Annotated in this window: 25 protein-coding genes and 1 tRNA gene; 12 read left to right on the top strand and 14 right to left on the bottom strand. The window is 69.6% G+C overall.

Annotated elements, in window-relative coordinates; all coding sequences use genetic code 11:
- Positions 1 to 3: 3 nt before the first annotated feature.
- From QE397_RS14195 to QE397_RS14170, 6 genes are all read left to right on the top strand, one after another.
- Positions 4 to 828, top strand: coding sequence for a LytTR family DNA-binding domain-containing protein (locus QE397_RS14195; protein ID WP_051612976.1), 825 nt, complete (start codon positions 4 to 6; stop codon positions 826 to 828).
- A gap of 1 nt (position 829) precedes the next feature.
- A complete protein-coding gene (locus tag QE397_RS14190) occupies positions 830 to 1,186 on the top strand; it encodes a hypothetical protein (protein WP_222627731.1) in 357 nt (118 codons plus the stop codon).
- 31 nt (positions 1,187 to 1,217) lie between these two features.
- Entirely contained in the window at positions 1,218 to 2,951 is a 1,734-nt protein-coding gene (locus tag QE397_RS14185; protein WP_056446914.1) for a cation acetate symporter, read from the top strand.
- A gap of 141 nt (positions 2,952 to 3,092) precedes the next feature.
- Positions 3,093 to 3,455 (top strand): DUF485 domain-containing protein, encoded by a 363-nt coding sequence (locus tag QE397_RS14180; RefSeq protein ID WP_027504182.1) that lies wholly within the window; start codon positions 3,093 to 3,095, stop codon positions 3,453 to 3,455.
- On the top strand, positions 3,452 to 5,113 hold the full coding sequence (locus QE397_RS14175) for a cation acetate symporter (RefSeq protein WP_231476145.1): 1,662 nt from the start codon (positions 3,452 to 3,454) through the stop codon (positions 5,111 to 5,113). Before QE397_RS14180 ends, QE397_RS14175 begins: the two co-directional genes overlap by 4 nt.
- A gap of 68 nt (positions 5,114 to 5,181) precedes the next feature.
- A complete protein-coding gene (locus QE397_RS14170; protein WP_056446917.1) occupies positions 5,182 to 5,613 on the top strand; it encodes an SRPBCC family protein in 432 nt (143 codons plus the stop codon).
- 3 nt (positions 5,614 to 5,616) lie between these two features.
- Here QE397_RS14170 and QE397_RS14165 read toward each other — a convergent pair whose 3' ends face one another.
- Together QE397_RS14165 and QE397_RS14160 are read right to left on the bottom strand one after the other, a co-directional pair.
- Positions 5,617 to 6,348, bottom strand: coding sequence for an energy-coupling factor transporter transmembrane protein EcfT (locus QE397_RS14165; protein WP_307095432.1), 732 nt, complete (start codon positions 6,346 to 6,348; stop codon positions 5,617 to 5,619).
- Positions 6,345 to 8,333, bottom strand: coding sequence for an ATP-binding cassette domain-containing protein (locus QE397_RS14160; RefSeq protein WP_307095430.1), 1,989 nt, complete (start codon positions 8,331 to 8,333; stop codon positions 6,345 to 6,347). Before QE397_RS14160 ends, QE397_RS14165 begins: the two co-directional genes overlap by 4 nt.
- Before the next feature lie 141 nt (positions 8,334 to 8,474).
- Here QE397_RS14160 and QE397_RS14155 point away from each other — a divergent pair, with 141 nt between their 5' ends.
- Positions 8,475 to 9,758 (top strand): MFS transporter, encoded by a 1,284-nt coding sequence (locus tag QE397_RS14155; RefSeq protein WP_027504177.1) that lies wholly within the window; start codon positions 8,475 to 8,477, stop codon positions 9,756 to 9,758.
- On the opposite strand, the gene QE397_RS14150 is transcribed toward QE397_RS14155, so the two are convergent.
- The 4 genes from QE397_RS14150 to QE397_RS14135 all read right to left on the bottom strand — a co-directional run bounded on the left by QE397_RS14150 (position 9,738) and on the right by QE397_RS14135 (position 14,046).
- Positions 9,738 to 11,075: a DEAD/DEAH box helicase gene (locus QE397_RS14150; RefSeq protein WP_222627727.1), complete on the bottom strand. Its 1,338-nt coding sequence runs from the start codon at positions 11,073 to 11,075 to the stop codon at positions 9,738 to 9,740. The genes QE397_RS14155 and QE397_RS14150 overlap by 21 nt on opposite strands.
- 680 nt (positions 11,076 to 11,755) lie before the next feature.
- The gene (locus tag QE397_RS14145; RefSeq protein WP_307095425.1) at positions 11,756 to 12,652 is read right to left on the bottom strand and encodes a DUF3089 domain-containing protein; all 897 of its coding nucleotides are present in this window, start codon (positions 12,650 to 12,652) and stop codon (positions 11,756 to 11,758) included.
- Positions 12,653 to 12,677: 25 nt separating this feature from the next.
- A tRNA-Arg gene (locus tag QE397_RS14140) sits at positions 12,678 to 12,750 on the bottom strand.
- A gap of 54 nt (positions 12,751 to 12,804) precedes the next feature.
- On the bottom strand, positions 12,805 to 14,046 hold the full coding sequence (locus QE397_RS14135) for a CdaR family transcriptional regulator (protein ID WP_307095423.1): 1,242 nt from the start codon (positions 14,044 to 14,046) through the stop codon (positions 12,805 to 12,807).
- A 321-nt stretch (positions 14,047 to 14,367) separates the two neighbouring features.
- Between QE397_RS14135 and QE397_RS14130 the strand changes: the two genes are divergently transcribed.
- Positions 14,368 to 15,321 (top strand): acyl-ACP desaturase, encoded by a 954-nt coding sequence (locus QE397_RS14130; protein WP_027504174.1) that lies wholly within the window; start codon positions 14,368 to 14,370, stop codon positions 15,319 to 15,321.
- Positions 15,322 to 15,384: 63 nt separating this feature from the next.
- Here the strand turns inward: QE397_RS14130 and QE397_RS14125 are convergent, their stop codons facing one another.
- Genes QE397_RS14125 through QE397_RS14115 form a run of 3 tightly spaced genes read right to left on the bottom strand, consistent with a single transcriptional unit; the run spans position 15,385 to position 17,025 of the window.
- A complete protein-coding gene (locus QE397_RS14125; RefSeq protein WP_027504173.1) occupies positions 15,385 to 15,711 on the bottom strand; it encodes a cupin domain-containing protein in 327 nt (108 codons plus the stop codon).
- Positions 15,712 to 15,751: 40 nt separating this feature from the next.
- Positions 15,752 to 16,231 carry a dihydrofolate reductase gene (locus tag QE397_RS14120; protein ID WP_027504172.1) on the bottom strand — a complete coding sequence of 160 codons (480 nt, stop codon included), beginning with the start codon at positions 16,229 to 16,231 and terminating at the stop codon, positions 15,752 to 15,754.
- The gene (locus tag QE397_RS14115) at positions 16,228 to 17,025 is read right to left on the bottom strand and encodes a thymidylate synthase (protein WP_056446937.1); all 798 of its coding nucleotides are present in this window, start codon (positions 17,023 to 17,025) and stop codon (positions 16,228 to 16,230) included. Before QE397_RS14115 ends, QE397_RS14120 begins: the two co-directional genes overlap by 4 nt.
- Positions 17,026 to 17,048: 23 nt before the next feature.
- Between QE397_RS14115 and cobF the strand changes: the two genes are divergently transcribed.
- Both cobF and QE397_RS14105 read left to right on the top strand, forming a co-directional pair.
- The gene (gene cobF / locus QE397_RS14110) at positions 17,049 to 17,795 is read left to right on the top strand and encodes a precorrin-6A synthase (deacetylating) (protein ID WP_307095421.1); all 747 of its coding nucleotides are present in this window, start codon (positions 17,049 to 17,051) and stop codon (positions 17,793 to 17,795) included.
- Between the two features lie 20 nt (positions 17,796 to 17,815).
- The gene (locus QE397_RS14105; RefSeq protein ID WP_307095420.1) at positions 17,816 to 18,682 is read left to right on the top strand and encodes an Fpg/Nei family DNA glycosylase; all 867 of its coding nucleotides are present in this window, start codon (positions 17,816 to 17,818) and stop codon (positions 18,680 to 18,682) included.
- Positions 18,683 to 18,686: 4 nt separating this feature from the next.
- Here QE397_RS14105 and QE397_RS14100 read toward each other — a convergent pair whose 3' ends face one another.
- Positions 18,687 to 20,255 (bottom strand): carboxylesterase/lipase family protein, encoded by a 1,569-nt coding sequence (locus QE397_RS14100; RefSeq protein WP_051612973.1) that lies wholly within the window; start codon positions 20,253 to 20,255, stop codon positions 18,687 to 18,689.
- Positions 20,256 to 20,296: 41 nt separating this feature from the next.
- On the opposite strand from QE397_RS14100, the gene QE397_RS14095 reads away from it, so the two are divergent.
- The gene (locus QE397_RS14095) at positions 20,297 to 20,890 is read left to right on the top strand and encodes a hypothetical protein (RefSeq protein ID WP_027504168.1); all 594 of its coding nucleotides are present in this window, start codon (positions 20,297 to 20,299) and stop codon (positions 20,888 to 20,890) included.
- Here QE397_RS14095 and QE397_RS14090 read toward each other — a convergent pair.
- Positions 20,887 to 22,326: an NAD(P)/FAD-dependent oxidoreductase gene (locus QE397_RS14090; protein WP_307095417.1), complete on the bottom strand. Its 1,440-nt coding sequence runs from the start codon at positions 22,324 to 22,326 to the stop codon at positions 20,887 to 20,889. The two genes, QE397_RS14095 and QE397_RS14090, sit on opposite strands and share 4 nt — an antisense overlap.
- Before the next feature lie 47 nt (positions 22,327 to 22,373).
- Here QE397_RS14090 and QE397_RS14085 point away from each other — a divergent pair, with 47 nt between their 5' ends.
- Positions 22,374 to 23,126 carry an SDR family oxidoreductase gene (locus QE397_RS14085; protein WP_307095415.1) on the top strand — a complete coding sequence of 251 codons (753 nt, stop codon included), beginning with the start codon at positions 22,374 to 22,376 and terminating at the stop codon, positions 23,124 to 23,126.
- On the opposite strand, the gene QE397_RS14080 is transcribed toward QE397_RS14085, so the two are convergent.
- From QE397_RS14080 to QE397_RS14070, 3 genes are read right to left on the bottom strand one after another with little or no spacing between them, the layout of a single operon-like run.
- Positions 23,127 to 23,372, bottom strand: a complete 246-nt coding sequence (locus tag QE397_RS14080) for a DUF2630 family protein (protein ID WP_027504165.1) — start codon at positions 23,370 to 23,372, stop codon at positions 23,127 to 23,129.
- 41 nt (positions 23,373 to 23,413) lie between these two features.
- On the bottom strand, positions 23,414 to 24,694 hold the full coding sequence (locus tag QE397_RS14075; RefSeq protein WP_307095413.1) for a hypothetical protein: 1,281 nt from the start codon (positions 24,692 to 24,694) through the stop codon (positions 23,414 to 23,416).
- Entirely contained in the window at positions 24,691 to 25,452 is a 762-nt protein-coding gene (locus tag QE397_RS14070) for a crotonase/enoyl-CoA hydratase family protein (protein ID WP_307095411.1), read from the bottom strand. Before QE397_RS14070 ends, QE397_RS14075 begins: the two co-directional genes overlap by 4 nt.
- Positions 25,453 to 25,559: the final 107 nt, after the last annotated feature.

Raw genomic sequence — 25,559 nt, 5'->3', positions numbered from 1 at the left:
GCCATGAGCCCCACCCATGCCACCGAGGCGACCACGCCCGCCGCTGCCGACCGGCCCCTGCGGCTGCTCGCCGTGGACGACGAGCGGCCGGCCCTGGACGAACTCGTCTACCTGCTGCGCCGCCACCCGGCGGTCGGATCGGTCGAGGGAGCGAGCGACGCCACCACGGCGCTGCGCATCCTGCGCGACGCGCCGGTCGACGGTGTCTTTCTCGACATCGACATGCCCGGACTCGACGGCATGGAACTGGCCGGAGTGCTGAGCAACTTCGCCTCACCGCCGGCGGTCGTCTTCGTGACCGCCCACGACGATCGCGCCGTCGCCGCCTTCGAGATCGGGGCCGTCGACTACCTCCTCAAGCCGATCCGCGACCAGCGCCTGTCCGACGCTGTCCGCCGCGTCGTCGACAAGAGGTCCGGCGCGGTACCGGGTCCCGCGGGGCGCAGCGACCAGGACGACGTGATCCCGGTGGAGCTCGGCGGTGTGACGACGATGGTGCCGCGGTCCACCGTCGTCTGGGTGGAGGCCGAGGGCGACTACGCCCGGCTGCACACGACGACCGGCACCCACCTGGTGCGGATCGCCCTCTCGACGCTGGAGTCCCGCTGGGCCGACCACGGATTCCTGCGCGTCCATCGGTCGTACCTCGTGTCCGTCGGCCAGGTCGGGGGGACCCGTACCGTCGGGTCCGGACTGGTGGTCTGCCTGCGCGGCACGGGTGCCTGCCCACCCGTCGAGCTCCCGGTGAGCCGTCGCCACACCCGCGAACTCCGCGATCGGCTCGTCCGCGGCCCACGAGCGGCACTCGCCGGACAGCACCGTTCCTGAGATGGCGGCGCAGCGAGAGAAGGTGGTGTTGGCCCAGCGCCGCGGCGCACGCATCGTGCGCACCCGGGTGGAGGTCCAGGAGCAGACCGAGGTGGGCGAGGCCATGATCAACGGCCTGGTCCGCGCTCAGTTGGCGCTCGCGTTGCGCACCGCGGCCGTCGTCGTCCTGATCCTCGGCATCGTCCCGCTGGTGTGGGTGTTCGCGCCGGCCGCGGGTACCGCACGCATCGCCGGCATCGGGGTCCCGTGGTGGTCGCTCGCCGTCGCCGCGTACCCGGTCCTGCTGGTCGCCGGGTACCTCTTCGTCCGTTCGGCCGAGCGCAACGAGCAGGAGTTCACCGAACTGGTGGAGGACTGATGGCCGGCGCTCTCACGTCCGGCACGCGCTGATGGTGTCCGTCCCCACGGTGCTCGCCGTCATCTTCTCGGCGGTGGCCACCGTCGCGGTGGGCGCGTACGGAGTCCGGTTGGCGCGCACCACCTCCGACTTCCTCGTCGCCTCCCGTAGCGTGGGTCCGCGGTGGAACGCCGCGGCCGTGTCCGGTGAGTACCTCTCGGCCGCATCGTTTCTCGGGGTCGCGGGCCTGATCGCCAAGTACGGTGCCGACGCACTGTGGTACCCGGTGGGCTTCACGGCCGGGTATCTCGGGCTGTTGCTGTTCGTCTCGGCGCCGCTGCGACGGTCCGGTGCGTACACGGTGCCGGACTTCGCCGAGTTCCGCCTCGGTTCGGCGCGGCTCCGCACGTTGGCCATGCTGGTGGTCGCCGGGGTGTGCGCGCTGTACCTCGTCCCGCAGCTGCAGGGCGCCGGGCTCACCCTCAACATCCTTCTCGGCGTTCCCAGTTGGGTCGGCGCGGCTGTCATCGGGGTGATCGTGATCCTCAACGTGGTCGGCGGCGGCATGCGCTCCATCACGTTCGTCCAGGCGTTCCAGTACTGGCTCAAGCTGACGGCCGTCGCGGTACCGGCGCTGGTGCTCGCGGTGCATTTCGCGGCCGATCCGCGCGAGATGGGCACTCCCGCACCGCCGTCCGTGGACACCGCCACGACGGTCGACATCAGTACCGACGTCGTCGTGCAGGTGCAGGAGAACCTCGACGTCGTGGTCCGCGGCACCGTCGACGGCGCCGCGGTGGACGGACCGACGACACTCGACGCGGGCGACCACACGCTGCAGTCGGGCACGGTGCTCGAACTCGAGGCAGGATCGCCGGTCCCCGTGGTGGCGGGCGCACCGGTCGAGGGCTCCGACTGGCTCTCGCCCGGCAACGGTTTCGGTGGTCCCTTCCCGCTGTACCAGGTGTACTCGCTGATCCTCGCCACGTTCCTCGGCACGATGGGGTTGCCCCACGTCCTCGTGCGCTTCTACACCAACCCGGACGGGCCGGCGGCCCGCTGGACGGCGCTGACAGTGGTGGGTCTGCTGTCGGTGTTCTACCTGTTCCCGACGGTGTTGGGTGTGTTCGCACGCCTGTACGTTCCCCAGTTGCTGATCACCGGAGCATCCGACGCGGCCGTGCTCCTGCTGCCGTCGGCGGCCATCGACGGGGTGCCGGGTCTGCTGCTCGCCGCACTCGTCGCCGCGGGCGCGATGGCGGCGTTCCTGTCCACGTCGTCGGGACTGCTGGTGACCATCGCCGGAGTGCTCAGCACCGACGTCCTGCGCGGCCGGGTGCGCGACTTCCGGATCGCCGCGATCGTGGCCGGCACCGGTCCGCTGCTGCTGTCGGTCGGGTTGGTCACGCTCGACCTCTCCCGCACCGTGGGGCTCGTGTTCGCCGTCGCGGCGTCGACGCTGTGTCCGCTGCTGGTGCTCGGCATCTGGTGGCGCGGTCTCACCGCCGCCGGGGCCGCCGCGGGGCTGATCGTCGGCGGCGGGGTCTCCACGGCCGCCGCATCCCTCGCCGTGCTCGGCGGGGTGTCCGATCAGCTCCTGGGTGGGTGGGCCGCGGCGATCGTCGGCTACCCGGCGGCGGTCAGCGTGCCCCTCGCCTTCGCCGTCATGGTGACGGTGTCGCTGGCGACTCGGTCCTCGATACCGCTGGACATCGGCCGCATCATGTCGGCCATGCACGCACCCGAACGCCTCGGTCTGGGCGTGGAGCGACTGCGCAAGCAGTGAGCGGCACGACCGTTCGTCCCGCCCGGCAGACCGTTCGGCGCACCGGCGCGCTGCTCGGCGTGTGATCGGCGCCACGCCGTATCGGTGTGATGGTGGTCTCACTACCGTCATCCGAGTATCTCCCGACACGTAGGAGCACCCGTGACCACCGCACAACCCCATTCGGGCGCACACCCCGAACCCCGGACCCCGTCCCCCCAGGACTTCGTCGACATGCAGGCCACGCCCGAGTTCCAGGAACTCAAGAAGCGCCTGCGCGGCTTCGTCTTCCCGATGGCCGCCTTCTTCCTCATCTGGTACACGACGTACGTGCTCCTCGGGGCGTACGCACACGACTTCATGGCCACCCGCGTCTTCGGCAACATCAACGTCGGACTGCTGCTCGGACTCGGACAGTTCGTGACGACGTTCGCCATCACCGGCATCTACGTGAAGTTCGCGAACCGTGAGCTCGACCCCCGTGCCGCGAAGATCCGCGACGAACTCGAAGGACCCCTCCAGTGACCACCTACTCTGCCGCGCAGCAGTTCCTGGCCCAGCAGACGATCGAGGCCGAGACCGTCGGCAGCCCGCTCGTCAACATCTCGATCTTCGCGGTCTTCGTCATCGTGACCATGGCCGTGGTGATCAAGGCCAGCAAGAAGAACGCCACCTCCGCGGAGTTCTTCACCGCGGGCGGCGGCTTCTCCGGACCGCAGAACGGTGTCGCCATCGCCGGTGACTACCTCTCCGCGGCGAGCTTCCTCGGCATCGCGGGCGCCATCGCCGTCTACGGTTACGACGGCTTCCTGTACTCCATCGGCTTCCTCGTCGCGTGGCTCGTCGCCCTGCTTCTCGTCGCCGAGATGTTGCGCAACACCGGCAAGTTCACGATGGCCGACGTGCTGAGCTTCCGCCTCAAGCAGGGCCCGGTGCGCACCGCGGCCGCGCTGTCGACACTCACGGTGTCGTTCTTCTACCTGCTCGCGCAGATGGCCGGAGCCGGCGGCCTCGTCGCACTGCTCCTCGACATCTCGGATCGCACGGGACAGTCCATCGTCATCGCGGTCGTCGGCGTCCTCATGATCGTCTACGTCCTCGTCGGCGGTATGAAGGGCACCACCTGGGTGCAGATCATCAAGGCCGCGCTGCTCATCGCCGGTGCCGGTCTCATGACGGTGATGGTGCTGGCCAAGTTCGGCTTCAACCTGTCCGAGATCCTCGGCAGCGCGCAGACCATGGTCGGCGACTCGGTCTCCGAGACCGTCGCCGCGCGTGACGTTCTCGCCCCCGGCGCCCAGTACGGCGGCTCTGCCACGTCGCAGCTGAACTTCGTCTCGCTCGGTATCGCCCTGGTGCTCGGCACGGCCGGCCTGCCGCACGTGCTCATGCGCTTCTACACGGTGCCCACCGCCAAGGAAGCCCGTCGCAGCGTCGTGTGGGCCATCGCGCTGATCGGTGCGTTCTACCTCTTCACGCTGGTGCTCGGCTACGGCGCCGCCGCCATCGTCGGACCGGACCGCATCCTCGCCGCGGCCGGCGGTCAGAACGCTGCCGCACCGCTTCTCGCGTTCGAACTCGGCGGCGTGATCCTGCTGGGCGTCATCTCGGCGGTCGCCTTCGCGACGATCCTCGCGGTCGTCGCCGGCCTCACCATCACCGCGTCCGCGTCCTTCGCTCACGACATCTACGCCGGTGTCATCAAGAAGGGCAAGGTCGACGACAAGAAGCAGGTCCAGGTTTCTCGCATCACCGCCGTCGTCATCGGCATCCTCGCCATCGGTGGCGGCATCCTGGCCAACGGACAGAACATCGCCTTCCTCGTGGCGCTGGCCTTCGCGGTCGCCGCGGCGGCCAACCTGCCGACCATCCTGTACTCGCTCTTCTGGCGACGCTTCACCACGCGCGGCGCGCTGTGGAGCATGTACGGCGGTCTGATCTCCACCATCGTGCTCATCATCTTCTCCCCGGCCGTGTCCGGCTCGGCGACGGCGATGATCAAGGGCTCGGACTTCGCCTGGTTCCCCCTGTCGAACCCGGGCATCGTCTCGATCCCGCTCGCCTTCATCCTCGGCATCGTGGGAACGCTGACGAGCAAGGACAACGAGAGCACCGACAAGGCGGCGGAGATGGAGGTGCGATCCCTCACCGGCGTCGGCGCCGAGAAGCCGGTCGCTCACTAGGATTCGCCCTGGAAGTTCGGACACGATGCGGGCCACCGCGGGTGTCGTCACGCGCTAGTGTTCACGGCGTGGCGAAACTCGAGGTGGTCCGCATCGTTCCTCTGTCCGCGGAGGATGCCTGGAACGGCGCATCCGATCTGACGCGGTACGAGGAATGGCTCAGCATTCACGACGGGTGGCGCAGTGACCTGCCCGCCGAACTGTCCGAAGGCACGCAGATGGCGTCCGTGGTGTCGGTCAAGGGCATGCGGAACCGGGTGCAGTGGACCGTGAAGAAGTACTCCCCGCCGCGCGAGCTCGAACTGAAGGGCGCGGGCAAGGGCGGGGTCAAGGTCTCGCTGAAGCTCACCGTCGCGGAGAAGAAGGACGGCTCCGAGCTGAAGATGACGATCGATCTCGGCGGCGCGCCCCTGTTCGGTCCCGTGGGATCCGGTGTGGCGCGGGCGCTCAAGGGCGACATCGAGAAGTCCGTCGACACGTTCGTCACGGTCTTCTCCTGAGCGTCAGGACAGTACGACCCCCGTCGCGCACGCGGCGATCACCAGCACCAGGGCGACCGCGTCGGATCCGTGCGGGCGACGTCGGCCCGACGTGATGCTGCCGCTGCCGCCGCGCACCGCGATCGCCTCGCCCATGTCGGCCGACCGCCGGATGGCCACCGACATGATGGCGGCCATGATGTCGATGAGGAATGTGTCCTGCGCCTTGCCGCTGCGCGTGCTCTTGCGGGGTCGGAGCTTGCGTGCGGCCACCAGCGTGTAGACGTCGTCGACCAACATCGGCAGCGACCGCAGCAGCAGAGCCATCGAGACGGCCCACTCGTCCACGGGCGCACCGACTCTGCGCAGGGGCGACAACAAAGTGGCGATGGCCGGTGCGATGTCCGCCATCGACGTCGTCCAGGCCACGGTGAGCGTCGCCCACAGCAGCACGACGCCGAACAGGATGCCGCGGAAGTAGATCCACACGGCGTCGACGCCGACCACCACGTTCACTGCGGCACCGAACGCGACCAGTCCCCAGAGCCACCACGGCGGAACGGGGATCGCGAACACCGGGACTCGTGCGGCGATCGCCGCGAGCAGCAGGACGACGGACACCGCGGCGAGCATCGGCCAGGTCGGGTAGACCACCAGCGACCCGCCCAGCAGCGTGACCGCCACGAGTTTCGTTCCCGCCCAGAGTCGGTGGACCGACGTCTCCCGCGGAAGTTCGCGGAGCAGCGTGCCTCTCATCGGGTCACTCCTCGTTCCATGGTGTCGTCGGTGGACCCCAGCTGCAGGGTGCCGTGGTCGAGCACGACGGTGCGCGATCGGACGGACGCCAGGGTGTCGACGTCGTGCGAGATGATGACGAGGGTGAGCCCTGTGCGGCGCAGATGGGTGAGCAGAGCGGTGATCTCCCGTCGACCCGGCGGATCGAGTCCGGCGAGCGGTTCGTCGAGCACCAGGACGTCCGGCTTGCCCACCAGCAGTCCGGCCAGCGCGACGCGCCGCATCTGCCCGCCACTCAGTTCGTCGACACGCGCGCCCGCGATGCGGCGATCGAGTCCCACCTGGTCGAGAACACGGCTGACGTCGATGGTGCCCACGTCGGTTCCCCCCGCGGCCTCGATGTCCTCGGACACGGTGCGGCGCTGCAGTTGCAACCGAGCGTGCTGGAACGAGAGCGCGACGGTGCCGACGGCCGACGACGTGGCCTTGCCCGAGAGCTCGCACGTGCCCTCGGAGGGCTTCGTCAGGCCGGCCATGATCCAGGCCAGCGTGGATTTGCCGGAGCCGTTGCCGCCGATGACGAGCAACCCCTCGCCGCGATGCACCGTGAGGTCGATTCCCTCGAGCGCGCGGGTGGCCCACGGACCGCGTCGGTCGTACACGTGTCCGACGCCGCGCAGCACCAGTAACGGTGGTCCGGGCGGCGGCAGCGGATCCGTCCGCAGCGGAGTCGACGACATCCAGTTCGGGTCGTGCATCACCCGGCGGCCGCGGTGGAGCCGTACGACGTCGTCGGCCAGCGCTGCCTCGGTCGCGCGATGGGTGATGAGGACGACGGCCATGCCGTGGCGACGGGGGAGCCGGGCGAGCAGTTCGACGAGATCGCGCTGACCCTCCGGGTCGATCATCGCGGTGGCCTCGTCGGCGACCAGCAGCCGTGGTTCGCGAGCCAGTGCCGCGGCGACGGCGAGGCGCTGCAGTTCGCCACCGGACAGGCTGCCGGTGTCGCGCAGCCCGTACCCGGCCAGGCCCACTTCGGCGAGCAGGGCCTCGACACGGTCCGGTGTCGGCCGCGCCGCCGCCGGCAGGCCCCACACGACGTCGTCGGCCACGCGGGTGCCGAGGATCTGGGACTCGGGGTGCTGCAGGATCATCGCGGTTCCGCCGATCAGGCCGAGCCCGGTGGAACCCGTCCGGTCGATCCGGCCGCCCGTCGGCTCGGTGCCCACCAGGATGCGAGCGAGGGTCGACTTGCCGGATCCGTTGGCGCCGACGACGGCCACGAAACGGCCGGGCACGATCTCGAGATCGAGTGGGCCCAGCGCGTCGTCGTGACCGCCCCGGTAGCGGTAGGTCACGCCCGACAACCGCACGGGCACGGGGTGCGGTGCGGCCGCGTCGTCGGGGGTGACCACGACGTCGGGCAACTCGCCCCGCGACTCCAGCTCGCCGAGGCGGGACAGGGTGGCGCGCAGCACCCACCACGCGACGACGCCGCTGACGGCCGTCGACATCAGCGCCGAGACGAAGACGAGCACCCACCAGTACCCCAGGGCGAAGGAGGCGTAGTCGGCCACGGCGGTGGCGACGTCCTCGGCGGGTGCGATCCTGCCGACGATGTCCGCGCTGCCGCGGATCGAGTTGTCGAGGACGGTGAGGAACAGCTCGCGCAGTCCGCTGAGGATCAGCAGCATCAGCACGGAGAGGGCGCCCACCACGGCGCCGGTGAGCAGCGAGAGGGTGAGCACCGACGTGAACCCACGTCCGCGTCGGACGCTCACTCCCACGATGCCTGCCAGCACTCCTGAGATCGTCATGGTCAGCGCGGTGCCGAACCCGCCCGCGACGAACGACACGAGCATGCCGGCGGTACCGGCGACGGCCAGTGCCCGCAGGCGGTGGCGGTGGGCGATGACGGCCAACGGGACGATGGCGACGATCTGCAGCGCACCCGCCACGGGAATGAGAGCGCCGATCACCGAGAACGCGACGGCGAGGGCGGTCATCACCGATCCGGTCGCGAGTTCGTCCGGGTGTAGCGTCTTCGTACCGCGACCTGTGGCCGTCCTGGATCTCACCCCTCGAGTGTGCCACCGGCGTGTCCGGTTCCCGTTCCGACGGAGACCCGCGGAACGAGAAAGTGAGCCATGACGTCCGACTCCGACGCCGCCGTGCAGATCACGCGCCCGAGACGCGTGCACCGGGCCTGGATCGTCGCCGCCGTGGCGTTCCTCGCACTCCTCGGGGCCGCGGGGTTCCGCGCCGCTCCGTCGGTGCTGATGGTGCCGATCACCGACGAGTTCGGCTGGTCGCGCGGCGTGTTGTCCGCGGCGGTGGGTGTCAACCTGCTGCTCTTCGGGCTGACCGCACCGTTCGCGGCGGCACTGATGGACCGCTTCGGCATCCGGACGGTGACGTCCGTCGCCCTCACCGTCGTGGCCCTGGGCAGCGCCCTCACCGTGTTCGTCACAGCGCCGTGGCAGATCCTGCTGACGTGGGGACTGCTCATCGGCCTGGGTACCGGATCGATGGCACTCGTCTTCGCCGCCATGGTCACCGACCGATGGTTCGTGCGGCGGCGCGGGCTCGTGTCCGGCATCCTCACGGCCGGGTCCGCGACCGGTCAGCTCATCTTCCTGCCCGTGGTCGCCGCGCTCGCCGACAGCTCGGGATGGCGGACGGCGTCACTGGTCGTGGCGGGCGGTGCGCTGGCCGTGGTGCCGTTCGTCCTGCTGTTCCTGCGGAACTCGCCGGAGGAGGTGGGGGAGCTGCCGTACGGGGCGACCGAGCAGCCCGCCCCGGTGCTCGTCACGGGGAATCCCGCGATGCGGGCGATCCGAGCACTGCGGGACGCGTCGTCCGTGCGGACGTTCTGGGCGCTGATGGTGGGCTTCGCGATCTGCGGCGCCACCACGAACGGGCTGGTCGGTGTGCACTTCATCCCGTCCGCGCACGACCACGGCATGCCGCAGACCACGGCCGCGGGACTACTGGCCGTGGTGGGGATCTTCGACATCGTGGGCACCATCGCGTCGGGCTGGCTCACCGACCGGGTGGATCCGAGACTGCTGCTGGGCGCGTACTACGCCTTCCGAGGCGTCGCCCTGCTGTTCCTGCCGGCGCTGCTGTCCGACGCCCTGCACCCGTCGATCGTGGTGTTCATCGTCGTGTACGGCCTCGACTGGGTCGCCACGGTGCCGCCGACCATCGCCCTGTGCCGCGAGGTGTTCGGCACGCAGGGGCCGCTGGTCTTCGGCTGGGTGTTCGCCTCGCACCAGGTGGGCGCGGGCATCGCGTCCGTGGTGGCGGGGGTCGTGCGCGATGCCACCGGTGAGTACACCGCCGCCTGGTTCGGCGCAGCTGGTCTCTGCGTCGTGGCGGCGGTGCTCAGCGTCGGGATCGCTCGGCGATCAGCCCCGGTAACCGGCTGATTCGCTGCGCGCGGTGGTGGGGCGACGACGTCGACCCGAACCCCCGTTGGAGTTGCCGGCATGACCGCCGCGGGTGGAGCGTCCGCGTCCGGGCTGCTGCTGCTTCGGAGCCGGTGCGGCCTCCTTGGGAGCGGGCTTGACGTAGGCCGCGACGTCGCCGACCAGCTCCTGGACGGCCGGTGAGTCGACGGTCACGCGCTGCGGCGCCGCGTCGATCTTGGCCTTGCGCATCAGGACCGACAGGTCTCGACGCTGCTCCGGCAGGACGACGGTGACGACGTCGCCGGCGCTGCCCGCACGGGCCGTACGGCCACTGCGGTGCAGGTAGGCCTTGTGCTCGGCGGGCGGATCGACGTGGACGACCAGCTCGACGTTGTCGACGTGCACACCGCGCGCCGCGACGTCCGTGGCCACGAGCACGCGCGCATCGCCGTTGGAGAACGCAGCGAGGTTGCGGTCACGTGCAGCCTGCGACAGGTTGCCGTGCAGGTCGACGGACGGGATGCCGGCCTCGGTGAGTTGACGCGCCAGCTTGCGAGCCTGGTGCTTGGTGCGCATGAAGAGGATGCGGCGACCCTCACCGGAGGCGAGACGCTGGACCAGCGCCTTCTTGCCGTCGACGCCACCCACCTCGAAGATGTGGTGGGTCATCGCGGCGACGGGTGAGTTCTCCTCGTCGACCGAGTGCTGCACCGGGTCGGTGAGGAACTGCTTGACCAGCTTGTCGACGCCGTTGTCCAGCGTCGCCGAGAACAGCATGCGCTGTCCGTGCGAGGGTGTGGCCTTCATGATGCGCGTGACGCCGGGCAGGAAGCCCAGGTCCGCCATGTGGTCGGCCTCGTCGAGCACGGTGATCTCGATGTCGTCCAGCGTCACCAGACGCTGCTTCATCAGATCCTCGAGGCGACCGGGGCAGGCGACGACGATGTCGACGCCGCGGCTGAGCGCGGTGACCTGGCGTGCCTGCGAGACGCCACCGAAGATCGTGGTGACGCGCAGGTTCGACGCCATGGTGAGCGGCTCGAGGGCGGCAGCGATCTGGGTGGCCAGCTCACGGGTGGGGGCGAGGATCAGACCACGCGGGCGGTTGGGCTTGCGGACGCCCGAGAACGTCTCGCCGAGCCGGGACACCATGGGGATGGAGAACGCGAGAGTCTTTCCACTGCCGGTCTTTCCGCGTCCGAGGACGTCGCGACCCTTCAGCGTGTCGGGCAGGGTGTCCGCCTGGATGGGGAACGGTGACGCGATGCCGGCAGCTGTGAGAGCGCGGACGAGACGGTCACTGACGCCGAGGTCGGCGAAGGAGGGAGAAGTCATGAAGAGTTCGAGTGCCTTTCGGGCATCTGAGCACTCCTGTGGCGGAGCGCAGAATGGCGAGACTGCCGGTGGGCAGTTCCGATCGCCGTAAGAAAAATTCGTGCTGATTCCACGACGTACGCCGCGCACAGTGGCGCAGCAGCGTGACCCAGTGTAGCCGGTCGGTCGCTGTGACCGCCGTCTCGCAGCGCGTGGGGCCGGCGCCGTGCACGCTCTGCCGGGTGGAGTTGTTGTGGCGGAACGGGATCGGCAGTGCGTGCACACCCTTTCCGGTGGGCGCACACCCCTCCCGGCAGGCCGCAGCGAGTGTGCGCCTCACGGAACTGGTGTGCGGTTCGGAGTACGGGTCTAGTTCGCGTGTGCGCACCCGGGTGATGAGCGCGCGCGGCTGCGGTGGGTGTGCGCTTCGGTGCAAGGCCCGGTAGGGGTGTGCACACCCCCTCTGGTGAGCGCACACCCCTCCCAGCAGGCCGCAGCGGGTGTGCGCTTCACGGAATCGGTGTGCGCTTCGGCGTGCGGGTCTGGTTCGCGTGTGCGCACCCCGTGTGACCAGCGCGCACGGGGCTGCGGTGGGTGCGCGGGAGATGCTGGCCCGGTAGGGGTGTGCACCCCCCTCTGGTGGGCGCACACCCCTATCAACAGGCCGCAGCGGGTGTGCGCCTCACGGAATCGGTGTGCGGTCAGGCAGTGAACGCCGCGCTCTGCGACCGCACCAGATCGACCAGTGTCTGTTGCGGGATCGTCAGGTCGAACAGGTGCAGCCCCCAGGTCGCGTTCGGCAGCGTGGGCAGGGCCGAGGCTCCGGTGCCGTCGATCATGAGCACGTTGTCACCGTCGCACTGCGCCGTGAGGTTCGGCAACGGCCCCAGCACCGGCGTCCTCGCATTCGCCCCGAGCGACGCCGGGTTGGTGCAGAGGATGCCGTCGCCGCCGTAGCGGGAGTCGGGCGGGGGAGTGCGCGAGAACGTGGAATATGCTACGACGCAACCGGTCTCGCTCGCATCCGTGCACGGGGCGACGGTGGTGAAGTCCGACATCCGCACCGAGATGCCGGGAATGATCGCGGACACCAGCACGTCTCGGGCCGCGGGATCCGGTTCGATGCGGTTCTGCAGGAGTGTGCGCAGCATGCGAGACCCCTGCGAGTGGCCGAGCAGCACGACCCCACGGTTGGAGTCCCGCTGCGCGAGGAAATCGGTCCAGGCTCGATCGATGTCCACGTAGGCCTCGGCGAGTGCGGCATCGCGTGCGGGACCGTCGGCCGTGGCGAGGCTCAGCAGCGTGGCCTGACGGTAGACCGGAGCCCAGACGTTGCACACGGAGCCGAACGGGCGGGCCTGCGCCGCCGCGGCGAAGGCGAGTTCGGGGGACGCGTCGAGGTTCGCCGACTGCGCCGGTTGCAGAGAGGCGGTGGGGTAGACGTAGAAGCAGTCGACCGGGGCGTCGGTGCCACCACCACACGGATCCGCGGTGCCGGGCCGGCAGAGCCAGGTTGTCGACGGTGCTGCCGACGCGGCCGGCACCGACAGAAAGAGTGAGCCGAACAGGGCTGCCACCAGGAGGAGCGCGCGCGTCATGGCTGGACTGTAGCGGGGCTTTCGGTGCCCTCGGCAGGATTCGAACCTGCGACCTACCCTTTAGGAGAGGGTTGCTCTATCCCCTGAGCTACGAGGGCCGACCCGGCGAGAGCCGGGCTGACGCTCAGCACTCTACCGGGTCGACATGTCTGTCAGGCGCTGGGCGAGATGGCCTCCAGCTTGCGTGCCACCAGTGCGGCCTGCAGGTGCCGCATTCCGGACGGGCGCGTGGGATCGAACCCCGTGAGGTGCGCGATCCGCTTGAGGCGGTAGTCGACCGTGTTGGTGTGCAGGTGCAGCTGACGCGCCGAGCGCTGACGGTTGAGGTCGTGGTTGATGTGGATCTCGAGGGTCTCGAGCAGCTCGGGCGAGTTGTCCAACGGGACGAGAACGCGTGACAGGTACGCCCGGCCGGGGCCGGGGCGGGTGAGCTGGTACTCGAGAACCAGGTCGGTCATGCGGTAGACACCGGCGGGTCGACGAAGCTGCTGGGCGAGGTCGAGAAGCTCGTGCACCTGATCCGAGGCGGCCGGCACGTCGTTGACGGAACTGGTGGCGACCGTGGCGGTGACCGCGGTCTCGGCGGCGACGGACATGCGCTCCACGAGAGTGGCGACCCATTCGTCGTCGCGCTCGCCGGGAACGAGAATGGTGCCGCCCTCGGCGGACAGCATCGACAGGGGGGAGCGGTCGCACACGAGGGCCAGCTCGGCCTGCACGCGGCGCAGCTTGCGACGGGCGGTGACCGCGCGCGGCAGGGCGGGGTTGGACTCGTCGGGATGCGCGGCGATGGAGACGGCCAGCACGGTGAACGAGTCGGCGAGCTCGATGCCCGACTGGCGGGCCACCGAACGCGCGTTGTGGCCACTGAGCAGTGCGGTGACGACGGTGTGCGCGGCGGTGTGGTGCTCGCTCGCGACGGCCTGCAGTTCGTCGACGTAGCTGGCCGACGCGGCCGTCGAGATGCGCTCCGACAGGGCGACGAACGCCTTGGCGACAGCCTTGAGATTGCCCGTCGCGCGCTCGGACACCAGGTCCCAGCCCATCTGGATGCCCTCGTGGTAGACGCCGAGGACGGCGCGGAGCGGAACACCCTCGCGGGCCCACTGCGCCGCGCGGCCACCGAGCTCGGCGATGTCCTCGTCCGAGGTGGTGGGTGCGTCGCCGACGCCGACGGCCATGGACAGGCAGGACACCGTCAGTTCCGTGACGTCAGCCCGGAGGGTCGCGCCGAGTGTCGACGTGCGGGTGGCCGCAGCCGGCTGACCCACCGTCCGACGAGCGACGTTCTCGAGGTCGCGTGGCGGCACGCCGGTGCGGCCTGCCACCATGAGTCCGGTGGTGCTCTTCTCCACCGCAGCCGCCTGGGACGACTGCGTGTTCTCGACACTCACGTAACTAGTTCCTTCCGGTCGGCGAGCCGTACGTCCACTCCGTGTCACGTGGCGGTTTCCCTCCACGTCGACGGTCGACTGGCTCGTCACTCGCACAAAAACGGGGCGCAAGTTCAGATTGTAGGGCAATAAAAGTTCATATGTGTAGTTTCGTCCCGCGTTTCCTCGCGGCGCTGTGACCCGAGCCAGGCGGAATCGGACCGTCCTGCGACTCGTCCCAACATCGACGCAAGGCGGCGGTGGCCCGATCGGACCCGTCCTAGCGTCACCTCTCGTCGGCCGGCCAGGTCGACGGAACACGACGCGTCACGGGGGAACCTCATGCCACAGGTGCTGTCACAGATCGAGCTGCTGCGCGAACTGCAGCCGGTAGCGGAAACCAATCTCGAACGCCATCTGACGCTGGCCAAGCCGTGGAACCCCCACGACTACATCCCGTGGAGCGACGGCAAGAACTTCGCGATGCTGGGCGGCCAGGACTGGTCGCCGGAGCAGTCGTCGCTGTCGAAGGTCGCCAAGGCGGCCATGGTCACCAACCTGCTGACCGAGGACAATCTGCCCTCCTACCACCGCGGGCTCGCCGAGAACTTCTCGATGGACGGGGCCTGGGGAACCTGGGTCGGTCGCTGGACCGCGGAGGAGAACCGCCACGGCATCGCGATGCGCGACTATCTCGTCGTCACCCGGAGCGTCGATCCCGTCGCGCTCGAGCAGGCGCGGATGGAGCACATGACGGTCGGTATCGACTCGCCGATGGAGGGCGCCAACCTGCTGCACGGCGTCGCCTACGTGACGTTCCAGGAGCTGGCCACCCGGGTGTCGCACCGCAACACCGGCAAGGCCTGCAACGATCCGATCGCCGACGCACTGCTCGCCCGCATCGCGGCCGATGAGAACCTGCACATGATCTTCTACCGCAACATGTGCTCGGCGGCCATCGAGCTCGCGCCGGACCAGACGATGAAGGCGATCGCCGACGTCGTCATGAACTTCCAGATGCCGGGGCTCAACCAGCCGGACTTCCGTCGCAACGCCGTCCTCATCGCGAAGTACGGCATCTACGACCTGCGCCAGCACCTCGACGAGGTCATCATGCCGGTGCTGCGCAAGTGGGACATCTTCGAGCGCACCGACTTCGGACCCGAGGGCGAGAAGCTGCGCGAGATGGTGGCCGACTACCTGGCCGACCTCGAGAAGCAGGCGGTGCGCTTCGAGGAGTCACGCGACCGAGCACTCGCCCGCGACCGCGAACGCGGCGAAGCCATCGCCGTCTGACAGATCTGACGACCGTCTTCGATCGACCGGCCTCCGGCCTGCCCGGCCTCCGGCCTGCCCGTCCTACATCGCGACGGTCAGCAGGAACGCGACGTCCTCGACGGCCTCCACACTGTGGCGGGCGTCGGGGACGACGAGGAGATCGCCCGCGGAACCTTTCCAGGATCGCTCACCGCTCACCAGTTGCAACTGGCCGCTGAGGACCAGGACCGTGGACTCCCCGTTCAGATCGTGCTCGGCCAGCGAGTTGCCCGCGGCCAGGCCGACGACGGTCTGCCGCAGGCTGCGCTGATGTCCGCCGTAGACGGTGTGCGAACTCCGTCCGCTGGACGCGGTCTTCGCCAGCTTCAGCTGTTGCCGAGCGAGCGCGGTCAGCGATTTCTTGTCCATGCGTCGTATTGTCCCGCTCAGCGGGCCCCGGCGCGGCGAATCAGCGCGTGTAGCGCACGAATCGATAGCGAACATCGGATGCGCTGCTCGTCTGCCAGGCGCCCTCGGTGCGGGTGAACGATGCCGGTACCTCGGGAGCGACCGTGTCGCCGCCGGGGACGTCCAGATCGATCTCGGTCATCTCGACGACATCGGCGTGCGGCAGGGCGAGCCGGTAGATGTCCGCGCCGCCGATGATCCACGTGTCGTGGCCGCCGAGCAGCGCCTCGTCCATCGTGGCGGCACGTGCGGCACCCTCCGCGGACCAGGACGCGTCACGGCTGAGCACGATGTTCGTCCGGCCCGGCAGAGGGCGGAACCGTGCGGGCAACGAGTCCCAGGTACGCCGTCCCATGACGACGCGGCTGGATCCCGTGACCTCACGGAAGTGCGCCATGTCCTCGGGCACCCGCCACGGAATCGTGCCGTCCTTGCCGATGACGCCGCCGTGCGCCTGCGCCCACACCAACCCGATCGTCATACCGCTACGGGTGCCTTGATCGCGGGATGGTGCTGGTAGTCGACGATCTCGATGTCGTCGAAGGTGTAGTCGAAGATCGAGTCACGTGGAGCGAGTCGTAGCGTGGGGGCGGGGAACGCGTCTCGCGTCAACTGCTCGCGCACCTGGTCTACGTGATTGTCGTAGATGTGGCAGTCGCCGCCGGTCCACACGAAGTCGCCCACCTCGAGGCCAGTCTGCGCGGCGACCATGTGCGTGAGCAGGGCGTAGCTCGCGATGTTGAACGGCACGCCGAGAAACATGTCGGCGCTGCGCTGGTACAGCTGGCACGACAGCTTTCCGTCGGCGACGTAGAACTGGAAGAAGGCGTGGCACGGAGCCAGCGCCATGTCGGGGATCTCCGCGACGTTCCAGGCCGAGACGATCATGCGTCGGGAATCGGGGTCGCGGCGGATGGTGTCGATCACCTGCGAGATCTGATCGATGTGGTCGCCCGACGGTGTGGGCCACGAGCGCCACTGCACTCCGTAGACCGGCCCCAGGTCGCCCTTCTCGTCGGCCCACTCGTCCCAGATGGTGACGCCGTTCTCGCGCAGGTAGGCGACGTTGGACTCGCCTCGCAGGAACCACAGCAGCTCGTGCACGATCGACTTGAGATGCACGCGCTTGGTGGTCACCAGCGGGAATCCCTCGGACAGGTCGAACCGCATCTGGTGGCCGAACAGGCTGGTGGTGCCGGTCCCGGTGCGGTCGGACTTGGGCGTGCCCTCCGCGAGCACGCGGCGGAGCAGATCCTCGTAGGGCGTCGCGACCATGGCTACACCTTAGGCTCAGGCAGATGAGGACCATGCACGTGATCGGTATCGGCGCGGGGGATCCCGACCAGGTGACCGTCGCGGCGATCAAGGCGATGAACACCGTCGACGTCTTCTTCGTCATCGACAAGGGCGCGCAGAAGCAGGAGTTGGTCGACGTCCGCACCCGCATCCTGCGCGAGCACGTGCCGACCGTCCATCGCGTGGTCGAGTTCACCGATCCGCCGCGCGACCGCGCGCCGTCGGACTACGACGACGCCGTCGACACCTGGCACGACCTCCGCGCCCGGATGCTCGCCGACCTCGTGGACGCGGAGCCGTCCGAGTCGGTCGGCGCGATGCTGGTGTGGGGCGACCCGTCGCTCTACGACAGCACGTTGCGCGTGGTGGAGCGGGTGCGCGCGGTGCTCGACAGCCCGTTCGAGGTCTCGGTGATCCCGGGTGTCACCAGTCCGTCGGCGCTCGCGGCCGCGCACCGCATCGTGATGAACCGAGTGGGGGAGCCGGTCCTCACCACCACCGGTCGCCGGCTTCGTGACGAGGGCCTGCCCGACGGCGTCACGGCGGCCGTGGTGATGCTCGACTCGGACTGCAGCTTCCGGTCGCTGCCCGGGTGGAACGTGTGGTGGGGTGCGAACCTGGGCACGCCCGGCGAGGTGACCCTGGCGGGCCCCGTCGACGACATCGGGGACGAGATCGTCGCGCGCCGGGCGGCTCTGCGGGCCGAGGCCGGCTGGGTGATGGACACCTATCTCGTCCATCGACCGTGACTTCCGATTAGGGTCGAGGTGTGCCGGAATTACCCGAGGTCGAGGCTCTCGCGGGCTTCCTCCGTGAGCATGCGCTGGGAGCGGTGATCGGGCGCATCGACGTGGCCGCGTTGAGCGTTCTCAAGACCTTCGATCCGCCGGTCACCGATCTGCAGGGCAAGGACATCACGGGCGCGGCCCGGTGGGGCAAGCACCTCGGCATCGAGGCCGGCGGGCTCTGGCTCGTCACGCATCTGTCGCGCGGTGGCTGGCTGCGGTGGACGGACAATCCGTCGTCGGCGCCGCCCAAGCCGGGCAAGGGGCCGCTCGCACTCCGCGTCCATCTCTTCACGACCGAGGGGCTCACCCCCGCGTTCGACCTCACCGAGGCGGGGACGCGCAAGCGGCTCGCCGTGTGGGTCGTGCGCGATCCGCAGGAGGTGCCCGGCATCGCCCGCCTGGGCCCGGACGCCCTCGCGGTGACGGAGCCGGAGTTCGCGGAACTACTCGCCCGCAAGAGTTCTCGGCTCAAGACCGCACTAGTGGATCAGCAACTGCTCGCCGGGATCGGCAATGCCTACAGCGACGAGATCCTGCACACCGCGAAGCTCTCGCCGTTCGCCACCACCGCCTCGCTCACCCCCGAGTCGGTGAACCTGCTGTGGACCACGATGCGCTCGGTCCTGCTCGACGCCGTCGCGCGGTCCGAGGGTCAGGACGCGGCACGGCTCAAGGGCGAGAAGCGGTCCGGTATGCGGGTGCACGCGCGGACGGGCATGCCCTGCCCGGTCTGCGGTGACACCGTTCGCGAGGTCTCCTACGTCGACCGGTCGTTCCAGTACTGCCCCACGTGCCAGACCGGCGGCCGGATTCTCGCCGACCGCCGTCTGTCCCGTCTCGTGAAGTAGCCGATCAGCGGAAGTCCTGCGACGACTCGTTCTCCGAACCGGCCGAGGATCCGGTCGGTGTGTCGTAGCCGCTGAAGCCCTCCCACGCAGCGCGGCGGGATCCGAGCGGATCGTTCTCCATCCGCGTCGCGCTGTCGAAGATCCGAGTGGCGCGCCCGGGCACCTCGTACTGAGTCCAGTCCGCTTCGGGCGCACCGGTTCTCGCGAAGGCGAGCCACTGCTTCTGCACCTCGTCGGTGACAGCCACCGAGCTGCCCCAGTCGCCCAGGATCGCGAAGAACTTGCCGACGCGGGCGCGGTAGACGCCGAACACGGCGAACAGTTCGGAACCGTGCGTCGAGTACAGCTTCAGCAGGTCGAACAACCGCGGTGAGTAGTCGTAGCGGTACACGTAGGTGGGCGCGTGCTCGGTGTGCGCGTCCGCGATCTCCAGCGACGGTCGCCAGAAGGTGATGTCGCCGCCGAAGTCGATGGCGGACAGGCCCTTCGGGTACCCGGGGTACTCGGCGAGAATGCGATCCCTGGCCGACGGGTCGGTGTTCGCGAACAGGCGGTCGATGCGCTCGGCATTCGTGGGAAGGGCGTCGAGCCACTTGGGGAACAGGGTGCCCTCGTGCTCGTTGCTGCCGATGATCATCGGGACGGGATGCGCGCGGCCCGATCGGTACGCCTCGAGCGGCGCCTCCGGCACGTAGTCCCCGTCGACGCTGGGGCCGAACGGAATGAGCCCCGGAGTCTCCTTCAGGCTCTTCGAACCCAGCCGGTGAGCCGCCTTCAGCAGGTCGGCCACGTCGGCTCCCGCGAGCGTGTCGGCGGCGGTGTCCGGAGTGGCACCGAGCAACTCGACGAAGTCGCGTCCCCACTTCTCGCTACGGTCGGACGTGGCGACCATGCCCGGCGCCGAGCTCTGCGAGATGGCCTTGTGGAAGAGGCCCTTCGTGGCGGGCACGGTCGTCAACGTGGTGACGGCGTTGCCGCCGGCCGATTCGCCGAAGATGGTGACGTTGTCCGGATCGCCGCCGAATGCGGCGATGTTGCGCTGGACCCACTGCAGCGCGGCGACCTGGTCCCGCAGCCCGAGATTGCTGTCGAAGGTCCGGTCAGGCGTCGAGAACTGTCGGAAGTCGAGGTACCCGAGGGCGCCGAGCCGGTAGTTGAGCGAGACGTAGACGATGTCGCCGCGGCGGACCAGCGACGTGCCCGAGTACATGGAGGTGGCCGACGTTCCCAGCGTGTAGGCGCCGCCGTGGATGAACACCATGACGGGGCGGGGGCCGGCGGGCGTGGTGGCCGGCGCGCTGACGTTCAGCGTCAGGCAGTCCTCGCTGGTGCCCTGTCCCTTGATGGGACCGATGGGGGAGCGGCCCGAGTCCTGGACCGCCGCGTCACCCCAGCGGGTGGCGTCCCGGACGCCCTCCCACGCCGTCGGCGGCTGCGGTGCCCGCAACCGCAGCGGTCCGACCGGCGGCTGCGCGTACGGGATGCCCCGCCACTGCGCGATACCGCGCGCGACGAATCCGCGGACCCGCCCCTCGCTCGTGGTGATCTCTGTCGAAAAGTCTCCCTGCCCCATCCGGCCGACTATACGGAGAGCCGAGTGAGCACACTCGGGGTATGACGTTCACCTGTCCCATCGAGATCGTGCAGCTTCTCGTGTCTCCGTCACATGCCTACTTCGGTCGCAGCAAGGACGGGCCCGCCGCCGACGTACGCACGCAGCTGCCGTCGTCCGTCGAGGTGGTGACCGGGAAGGGCATCCGGGGCGACCGGTTCTTCGGCGTCCAGGCGCACACCGAGGCGGCGATCACGTTCCTGGCCGTCGAGGCGTGGGAGACGGCGGTCGCCGAGGCGAACGCCCTGCACCCGGACGACGAGCCGTGGGACGGGGACGTGAGCGTGGCCCGCCGCAACATCGTCGTGCGTGGTCTCGAACTCGACCCGCTCCGGGGCGAGGACTTCGTCATCGACACCGGTGACGGCCCGGTGCTCCTGCGTGGGGGGCGTCCCGCGCACCCGTGCGCGTGGATGGACAGCATGGTGGTGGACGGCACCCGCAAGGCGTTGATCGGACGCGGTGGTCTGCGCACTGCGCCGATCAGCTCGGGCACGCTGCGAGTCGGACACGGCGTCGTGATCTCCCCGGTCCCACTCGACCCCGAGCGAGCAGCACTGTCCGTACGGCGCGCCCAGCCGCTGCCGCGCGGCTAGCTTCCGCTGCGAGCGGCCTCGAGCAGGCGCAACCACACCTCGCTCATCGTCGGGTAGGACGGGACCGCGTGCCACAGGGTCTCCAGCGGGACGCGGCCGACCACCGCGATGGTGGCCGCGTGCAGGAGTTCCGCGACGCCCTGGCCGACCAGCGTGAATCCGACGATCACGTCGCTCGACGTCTCGATCACCATCGACGCGTGTCCGGCGAAGTCGTCCTGGCGCAGGGAGCTTCCCGCGACGGCGATGTCCATCTCGACCACCCGCACCGGCAGACCGGCGGCCCGCGCCTTCTTCTCGGTGAAGCCCACCGACGCCACCTCGGGGGTGGTGAAGACGACCTGGGGCACCTGGCCGTGGTCGGCACTCGCCCGGAACCTGCTGCCGTCGATCGATCGACCCTCGGCGCGCGCGGCGATGACGTCGCCGCACACGCGTCCCTGGTACTTGCCCATGTGGGTGAGCAGGGCGCGACCGTTGACGTCGCCCACCGCGTAGAGCCACTCGTCCTTCGCCGTCAGATGGTCGTCGACGGCGATCGGGTCCCCGGTGGGGAGGCCCACCGCGTCGAGCCCCAGGTCCTTGGTGGCCGGCCGTCGGCCGGCGGCGACCAGGATCTCGTCGACCTCGAGTGTGTCGTCGCCGATCGTCACCGAGGCGGGCCCACCGTGGAGGTGGCCGTACCCGGTGTCCTGCGCATCGGGCCGCGACACCGTGGCGACTTGCGACTCGAACAGGATGCGCGCACCCGCGGCGGTCAGAGCGTCGGCCACCGCAGCCCCGGCGAACGGCTCCGATCCGGCCAGCAGCGAGGTTCCGCGCACGATCATCGTGACCTCGGCGCCGAGGGCCAGCAACCATGTCGCCGACTCGCAGGCGACGACGCCCCCGCCGATCACGATGATCCGCTCCGGCACCTCGTGCAGGTTGGTCGAGTCGCGGGAGGTCCACGGAAGTGCTTCGCGCAGTCCGGGAATCGGCGGCACCGTGGCCGTGGTGCCGGTCGCGAGGACCACCGCGTGCCGAGCGCGCAGGACCCGATCGCCCACTGTCACCTCGCGCTCGCCGGACACCCGGCCGTGACCGCGCACGACGTGGATGTTCGCGCCCTCGGCCCACGACACCTGGGAGGAGTCGTCGAGCCCGTGGGTGAAGCTCTCGCGGCGGGCGAACACCGCGTCGACGTCGAGTCGCGCGTCGCCGACGATCTCGCGGACCCCGGGCATCGCTCGGGCCTGGTTCAGCACGGAGGCGGGCAGGAGCAACGCCTTGCTGGGCATGCAGGCCCAGTACGAGCACTCACCGCCCACCAGTTCGTGCTCGACGATGGCGGCAGTGCGATCACTGCCCGCGATCGCGTACTGCGCCGCGTTCTCGCCGACGGGCCCTCCGCCGATCACGATGACGTCGTACTCGTCGGTGCTGCTGTCGCTCACTGATCCTCCAGAGTTCTGAGTGGGTCGTGGTGGCTAGTGTGTGCCCGATGGGGAGACAGAAGATCGTGATCACCGGGGCCAGTTCGGGTCTGGGCGAGGAGATGGCGCGGCGGTTCGCGGCGATGGGCCGCGACGTGGGGTTGTGTGCCCGGCGGGTGGACCGGCTCGAGGCTCTGCGCGCCGAGCTCACCGCCCGGCATCCGGACATCACCGTGGCGGTCGCCGCGATGGACGTGACGGATCACGAGTCGGTGGTGTCGGGGATCGACGCGTTGCGGGAGACACTCGGCGGGCTCGACCGCGTGATCGTGAACGCCGGTCTCGGGAAGGGCGCGAGGCTCGGCACCGGCCGCGCGGACGCCAACCTCGAGACCGCACGCACCAACTTCGTCGGAGTGGTGTCCCAGGTCGAGGCAGCGCTGGCGGTGTTCCGTGAGCAGAATGCCGGTCACCTCGTCCTCGTGTCGTCGGTGAGTGCCGATCGCGGACTACCCGGATCCAAGGCTGTGTACTCCGCGTCGAAGGCGGGAGTCTCGGCACTCGGCGAGGCGCTGGTCGCCGAACTCCGCCGCACACCCATCGCGGTCACCACGGTGCTGCCCGGATATGTCGCCACCGACATGTCCTCCCGCGCCGGAGACGCCGGTCGACTGATGTCCTCACTCGACGACGGCGTCTCCGCGATGGTCGCGGCCATCGAGAAGGAGGTCGCGCGCTCCGCGCTGCCGGGCCTCACCTGGAAGGCGATCGACGTCGTGTTGCGCGTGCTCCCTCGTCGACTCACGGACGGGCTCGTCTAGCTACTGCAGGTAGTTCTCGACCTGTGAGACGGACTGCGCCTCGGCGTCGTCGGGGGAGAGTCCGGCGTCCTTCTTGGCGCGCCGCTGACGCAGCAGGTCCCAGCACTGGTCGAGTGCCTTCTCGAGCTGGTCGAGCTGCGCCCGCTCCTCGCTCGGATCGAGCTCGCCTGCTTCGGTGCGCGAACGCAACTCGTGCTCGGTGTCGACCAGGTCCTTGATCTTCGCGTAGATGTCGGTCTCACTCATGAACGCACTCACCTCTCTGAAGTCGGTGATGTTCACCGTACTCACCAGAAGTCGGGTGTGAGGTGGTGATGCCCGAGTGCCGTCGCGATCGCGTCGCGAACCTGCTCCACCGAGTGCGTCGCCGCAGGATCGGTGACCACCACCGACAGCGTGTAGGCGTGATCGTGGCGGCAGAGATAGGCCGACAGGATGGTCGGCGACGCGGCGGACTGCTCGTGTCGGAGTCCCGGGTGGATCGCCCGCGCGGCGACGCGCACCGCGGGGCGGCCGCCGATGGTGCGAACCGCCTCGGGAAGCGGGCCGATGTTGGAGCACAGAGCATCTCGCCGGCCCGTCGACGGCGCGAGGAGCGCGGCGGCGCGTTCGGGGACCACGTGCAGCAACTCGTCGGGGAAGCCCGCGGGACCGGTCAGCGGGCTTCGGTACGCCGTCTTCGCGCGTCGACGGATGTCGGCCAGTGAGTCGGATTCCGTGATGCGGACCGCCGTCACCGAGATCGCGTTGGCGCCGCCGGCCTCGACCTTCATCGGGACGCCGAGCAGGACGGACCCGTCGGTGTCGCCGGACGTGCCCGAACATCTCAGCGTCGCGACGACGGCCGCGACGACGGACAGGAACACCACGTTCGGAGTGCCCGCTCCGTCGGCGGCGACCCGATCCCACTGCGTCGCTTCGACATCGGTGCTCACGGACAGCGCTTCCCACGCGTCGGGACGGGCCGGCGCAGGAGTTCCGGTCCTCGACGCCTGCAAGTACTGCATCAGTTCGGCGCGCCGGGCGCGACTGACGGCGAGCGCGGAGACGGCCACGGCGGTGCGGCCGACGACGGTCGACAGTGTGGCCAGTGCATCGGCGGTGTCGGTGGTGCCGTCGTCCGGGGCGATCGGGTCCGGGACGCCGGACAGCGCCGCCGCTGCTGCGTCGATGAGTCCGCGTGCGTCGGCGATGACGTGGGAGCACACCAACGAGACGGCGGTTCCGTTCCCGCAGGGCGCCGCGGTCAGACGCCAGCCCGGTCCGTACTCGGGGTCGAGCGAGACGTCGGCGCCCGACTCGGCCCAGCGGACCGGGTCGTCGGTCGGCTCCGTCCACCGGACGCCGGGGCGCCCCGATGCCCGCACCCAGCGCCGACGCGCGCCGGGCAGACGCGAGCTGACGATCCGCACACCCAGACGACCCTCGGCGAGCCGGGCGTCGATCAGGTCGAGAGCGCCGGGGGTGATGGGCTCCTCGGTGACCCAGAGGCCCTGCATCGCAACGGGTATGCCGAAGCCTCGATGTGTGCGGAGGAAGATCTCGTCGACGACGGAGAGGCGAGTCACTCGAGCGGTGCTCCGTGTCGCCCGGCGCCGGACGCGAACTTCTGTGCACCGTCGAACGCGTCGACGAGCGAGGTGGCACCGTGCCGGAACTCGTTCGCCATCGCCGCGCGGTGGTCCAGGCCCTCCTGCTCGAGCGCCGACAGTCGGTCGCCGCGCAGGCACGCCTGCGGGAACTCGGCCAGGGACGCGGCGAGTTCCTCCGCGGCAGCGCGGCAGGTGCCCGTGGGGACGACCCGGTTGGCGAGTCCGAACGTCAGCGCTTCCTGCGCGTCGACGGCACGCCCGGTGAGGATCATGTCCATCGCCCGCGACGTACCGATCGCCCGCGGCAATCGCACCGTTCCGCCGTCGATCAGCGGCACACCCCAGCGCCGACAGAACACACCGAACACGGCGTTCTCGTCGGCGACGCGCAGGTCGCACCACAGCGCGAGTTCGAGACCGCCGGCGACCGCATGGCCGGACACCGCGGCGATGACAGGCTTGGACAGTTCCATGCGCGTGGGCCCCATCGGCCCGTCACCGTGCTCGGTCGCCACGTTCGAGCGCTCGGTGCCCAGTGCCTTGAGGTCGGCACCGGCGCAGAAGGTTCCGCCGTCTCCCCACAGCACCGCGACCGATGCCGTCGGATCCGCGTCGAACTCCTCGAAGGCCTCCACCAGAGCGGCCGCCGTCGGACCGTCCACGGCATTGCGTGCCTCGGGTCGGTGGAGGATCACCGTGACCACCGGACCTCGGCGTTCGATCCGCACGTTCATGGTTCGACCGTACCGCTGCCACGCCCGGTTGTGGTTGTTCACGAGGCCGCCGAAGAAAGTTCGCCCGATGTGTAACGCCCGGACGGGTGGCGGCGACATGGTGTGTG

Source organism: Rhodococcus sp. SORGH_AS_0301, assembly GCF_030818285.1.
In the GTDB taxonomy this organism is placed as follows: domain Bacteria; phylum Actinomycetota; class Actinomycetes; order Mycobacteriales; family Mycobacteriaceae; genus Rhodococcoides.
This window is presented reverse-complemented; position numbering and strand designations above follow the sequence as displayed.

Excerpts from the sequence above, each read along its gene's own strand:
- QE397_RS14080 (WP_027504165.1), bottom strand. The coding sequence starts at position 23,372 with ATGAGTGAGACCGACATCTACGCGAAGATCAAGGACCTGGTCGACACC.
- QE397_RS14155 (WP_027504177.1), top strand. The coding sequence starts at position 8,475 with ATGACGTCCGACTCCGACGCCGCCGTGCAGATCACGCGCCCGAGACGC.
- QE397_RS14160 (WP_307095430.1), bottom strand. The coding sequence starts at position 8,333 with ATGACCGCCCTCGCCGTCGCGTTCTCGGTGATCGGCGCTCTCATTCCC.
- QE397_RS14125 (WP_027504173.1), bottom strand. The coding sequence starts at position 15,711 with ATGGACAAGAAATCGCTGACCGCGCTCGCTCGGCAACAGCTGAAGCTG.
- QE397_RS14085 (WP_307095415.1), top strand. The coding sequence starts at position 22,374 with ATGGGGAGACAGAAGATCGTGATCACCGGGGCCAGTTCGGGTCTGGGC.
- QE397_RS14190 (WP_222627731.1), top strand. The coding sequence starts at position 830 with ATGGCGGCGCAGCGAGAGAAGGTGGTGTTGGCCCAGCGCCGCGGCGCA.
- QE397_RS14165 (WP_307095432.1), bottom strand. The coding sequence starts at position 6,348 with ATGAGAGGCACGCTGCTCCGCGAACTTCCGCGGGAGACGTCGGTCCAC.
- QE397_RS14115 (WP_056446937.1), bottom strand. The coding sequence starts at position 17,025 with ATGGTCGCGACGCCCTACGAGGATCTGCTCCGCCGCGTGCTCGCGGAG.
- QE397_RS14120 (WP_027504172.1), bottom strand. The coding sequence starts at position 16,231 with ATGACGATCGGGTTGGTGTGGGCGCAGGCGCACGGCGGCGTCATCGGC.
- QE397_RS14150 (WP_222627727.1), bottom strand. The coding sequence starts at position 11,075 with ATGACTTCTCCCTCCTTCGCCGACCTCGGCGTCAGTGACCGTCTCGTC.
- QE397_RS14195 (WP_051612976.1), top strand. The coding sequence starts at position 4 with ATGAGCCCCACCCATGCCACCGAGGCGACCACGCCCGCCGCTGCCGAC.
- cobF (WP_307095421.1), top strand. The coding sequence starts at position 17,049 with ATGAGGACCATGCACGTGATCGGTATCGGCGCGGGGGATCCCGACCAG.
- QE397_RS14100 (WP_051612973.1), bottom strand. The coding sequence starts at position 20,255 with ATGGGGCAGGGAGACTTTTCGACAGAGATCACCACGAGCGAGGGGCGG.
- QE397_RS14185 (WP_056446914.1), top strand. The coding sequence starts at position 1,218 with ATGGTGTCCGTCCCCACGGTGCTCGCCGTCATCTTCTCGGCGGTGGCC.
- QE397_RS14130 (WP_027504174.1), top strand. The coding sequence starts at position 14,368 with ATGCCACAGGTGCTGTCACAGATCGAGCTGCTGCGCGAACTGCAGCCG.
- QE397_RS14070 (WP_307095411.1), bottom strand. The coding sequence starts at position 25,452 with ATGAACGTGCGGATCGAACGCCGAGGTCCGGTGGTCACGGTGATCCTC.
- QE397_RS14145 (WP_307095425.1), bottom strand. The coding sequence starts at position 12,652 with ATGACGCGCGCGCTCCTCCTGGTGGCAGCCCTGTTCGGCTCACTCTTT.
- QE397_RS14095 (WP_027504168.1), top strand. The coding sequence starts at position 20,297 with ATGACGTTCACCTGTCCCATCGAGATCGTGCAGCTTCTCGTGTCTCCG.